Annotated in this window: 3 protein-coding genes; 1 reads left to right on the top strand and 2 read right to left on the bottom strand. The window is 72.6% G+C overall.

The genetic code is table 11. The features are described 5' to 3' along the window. Positions 1-203: 203 nt before the first annotated feature. Both ACWEVO_RS33845 and ACWEVO_RS33840 read right to left on the bottom strand, forming a co-directional pair. A complete protein-coding gene (locus tag ACWEVO_RS33845; RefSeq protein ID WP_452311490.1) occupies positions 204-1,436 on the bottom strand; it encodes a hypothetical protein in 1,233 nt (410 codons plus the stop codon). Next, positions 1,429-1,962, bottom strand: a complete 534-nt coding sequence (locus ACWEVO_RS33840) for a SigE family RNA polymerase sigma factor (RefSeq protein ID WP_452311489.1) — start codon at positions 1,960-1,962, stop codon at positions 1,429-1,431. The genes ACWEVO_RS33845 and ACWEVO_RS33840 overlap by 8 nt, the downstream gene beginning before the upstream one ends. 116 nt (positions 1,963-2,078) lie before the next feature. Between ACWEVO_RS33840 and ACWEVO_RS33835 the strand changes: the two genes are divergently transcribed. Beyond that, positions 2,079-2,981, top strand: coding sequence for a sulfurtransferase (locus tag ACWEVO_RS33835; RefSeq protein ID WP_452311488.1), 903 nt, complete (start codon positions 2,079-2,081; stop codon positions 2,979-2,981). Positions 2,982-3,035: the final 54 nt, after the last annotated feature.

Genomic DNA, 3,035 nt, shown 5'->3' with positions numbered 1-3,035 from the left:
CTTCATAACCGTGTCGGCGCGGGCCCCGCGCCCCCCGCCGGGGCGGGTGGCGGGGGGGGCGCGGGCCGACCTGGCCGTCTTCGGTGACGACGGCAGTTGCCTGGCGACCATGGTGGCCGGCCGGCTGGTGCACCGCCGCGCCTGACCGCCGATCTCGGCGTCCGGCACCACCGGCCTCGACTGGCGGGGCGCGTCAGCGCAGGTCAGGAGAACCACGTCCAGGTGCGGTCGGTGTCCCGACCGGTACCGAGAATCTGCGTCTCGTCGTACAGGACCTGAATGGTGCCGTCCGGCAGCGTCGCGACGCTGGCCTGTTGGTCGGAGTTGTTGGGCAGCGCGTCGCGCAACTCGGGGACGTCGACGTATCGGCCGTCGGCCACGAAGCCGAGTGGGCCGTATCGACTGACGACCACCAGGATGCCGCCACCGACCGCGGCCACCTCGGCGGTGTCGTCCGGCAGGGCGGGCCCCTGCTGCCAGCGGTCGCCCACCAGCCGCCACACCCCGTTCGGCCTGTCCGTCCGGACCAGCCAGACCTCGCGGCCGTCGGGTGAGAGGGTGAGGTGCCGCGCCTTCGCGACTGCCGGCAGTCTCCGCCAGCTGCCTCCGCGGTTGTTGCTGGTCACCACCGCCAGCCGGCCATCCTCGACGACGGTCAGCCAGAGCCGTCCGTCCGCGCCCTCGAACAGGGCGCTTTCGGAGTTGTGGGACAGGGTGACCGGCGGCTGGTGCGGCAGCCGGCTCCCGTCCAGCCGTAGCACCTTCAGCCGGTTACAGGTCACCATGCGGACGTCGCCCGTCCCCTGCGCGGAAGGGCAGCCGAGCCGTAGGCCGCCCGGGGTGGCGAAGGTGCGCATTGCCGCCTCGGGTGGCGAATCCGCCGGGTGGCTGGTCCAGGTGACCCCGCCGTCGACGGTGACGAGGTACCGCTCCCTCGTCATCACGGTCAGCGTCCCGCCGTCCCGGGGCACCAGCTGCACGGGGCCGTCCGGGGCCGCCGGCAGAGCGGTCCGCCGCCACGTCGCGCCGCCGTCGGTCGTCCGGGCGACGGTACGGCGGCAATCCCTGGCGGCCGGGTCGTTCGAGTCGCAGGTGTCGAAGAGCGCCCAGCCGGTCAGGCCGTCCACGAACCGCAGCGCGGTCAGCCTCCCCGGTACGCCCGGCAGCGCGACCTTGCGTTCAATCAGCTTCCCGCCGGGAGACGGCGAGCCGGTGGGGGTGGGACGCGGCTCGGGCGGGCCACCCCGGTGTGCGGCCACGTATCCGCCGGCGGACCCGGCGAGCAGCAGCGCCGCCAGGCTGGCCAACAGGCCCCGCCGGTGGCGGCGGCGGTCCCGGACCCGCCGCTGCGCCTCGGGTACGCCCGGCGGTCGGAACGTGTCCCGCGCCGCGGCCTCGAACTCGGCGAACATGTTCTCGATGGCGGTCTCAGGCACGGCCGTCCTCCGGTCCGGTCTCGGTGAAGTAGCCGGCCAGTGTGGCGCGGCCCCGGGAAAGCCAGGACCGAACCGTGCCCTCGGGGGCGCCGACCTGCTCGGCGATCTCGGCGACACTCAGCTGGGCCAGGTGGTGCAGCACGATCGCCCGACGCTGGTTGGCGGGCAGGGTGGCCAGCGCGCGGGTCAGCGCGACCCGGTCGGGTTGTGGCCCCGGCACGTGTTCCTCGCGTTGTCGGGCCAGGTACCGCACGCTGGTACGTATCCGGCGCAGCCGGCTGGTCGCCAGGTTCCAGGCCACCCGACGCACGAACGCCGACGGGTCGTCGTATCCGCTGATCCGGGTCCAGCGCTCCAACGTCCGGCAGAACGCCTCCTGGGTCAGGTCCTGCGCCTCGGCGTGGTCGCCCAGGTACGCGTAGAGCTGTACGGCGATGCGGTGGAAGTGGGCCTGGTAGAAGTCGGTGAAGTCCACCGGTGCTGCTGCCACGGACCGGGGTGGCCCGGTCTGCTGCCGTACGGTCATGGTGATCCTCTGTGGTCGGCGGGTTCCGCCCGTGTCACGTGTGGCCCGCCACATTCGCTGCACCCGATTCCCGGCAGACCGGTTGGCGGCCCGCGATCGGGCGTAACTTGGGGATCATGCCTGTGCCGAGTGATCCCAATCCCCGCCTCCAGTCGTACGCCGACCCGCAGCGCCTGGTCACCACGGAGTGGCTGGCCGAGCACCTGGGCGACGAGGGTCTCGTGGTGGTCGAGTCCGACGAGGACGTGCTCCTCTACGACACCGGCCACATCCCGGGTGCCGTCAAGGTCGACTGGCACACCGAGCTGAACGACCAGGTGACCCGGGACTACCTGGACGCGAAGAGCTTCGCCGAGCTGTGTGACGCAAAGGGCATCGGCCGGGACGACACGGTGGTCTTCTACGGCGACAACTTCAACTGGTGGGCCGCGTACGCCCTCTGGGTCTTCTCGCTCTTCGGCCACCCGGACGTCCGGCTGCTGGACGGGGGCCGGCAGAAGTGGATCGCCGAGGGGCGGGAGCTGACCCGGGAGAAGGCGACCCGGCCGCGCGCCGAATATCCGGTGCCGGCGCGGAACGATGCGCCGATCCGGGCGTACCGCGAGCAGGTGATGGCACACGTGGCGGCCGGCCGGCCGCTGGTCGACGTGCGCTCGCCGGGCGAGTACACCGGCGAGATGCTGCACATGCCGGACTACCCGCAGGAGGGCGCGCTGCGCGGCGGCCACATCCCGGGCGCGGTGAGCAAGCCGTGGAAGTCGGCCGCGAACGACGACGGCACCTTCAAGTCCGCCGACGAGATGCGCGGCATCTACGCCGACCAGCTCGGGCTGAGCCCGTCGGACGACATCGTGGCGTACTGCCGGATCGGTGAGCGGTCCAGCCACACCTGGTTCGTGCTGCACCACCTGCTGGGGTACCCGCAGGTGCGCAACTACGACGGCTCGTGGACCGAGTGGGGCAACCTGGTCCGGGCCCCCGTCGTGAAGGGCGACCAGCCGGGCGGTCTGGCCGGCTGACCCGGGGTCGCCCCCGTCCGACGTGTGGCGGCAGGTCGCGGTGTTCCCGAGGGG

The sequence above is a fragment of the Micromonospora sp. NPDC003776 genome, assembly GCF_053605645.1.
The sequence above is the reverse complement of the archived record's forward strand: the minus strand, read 5'-3'. Positions and strand labels throughout refer to the sequence as shown.

Excerpts from the sequence above, each read along its gene's own strand:
- ACWEVO_RS33835 (WP_452311488.1), top strand. The coding sequence starts at position 2,079 with ATGCCTGTGCCGAGTGATCCCAATCCCCGCCTCCAGTCGTACGCCGAC.
- ACWEVO_RS33840 (WP_452311489.1), bottom strand. The coding sequence starts at position 1,962 with ATGACCGTACGGCAGCAGACCGGGCCACCCCGGTCCGTGGCAGCAGCA.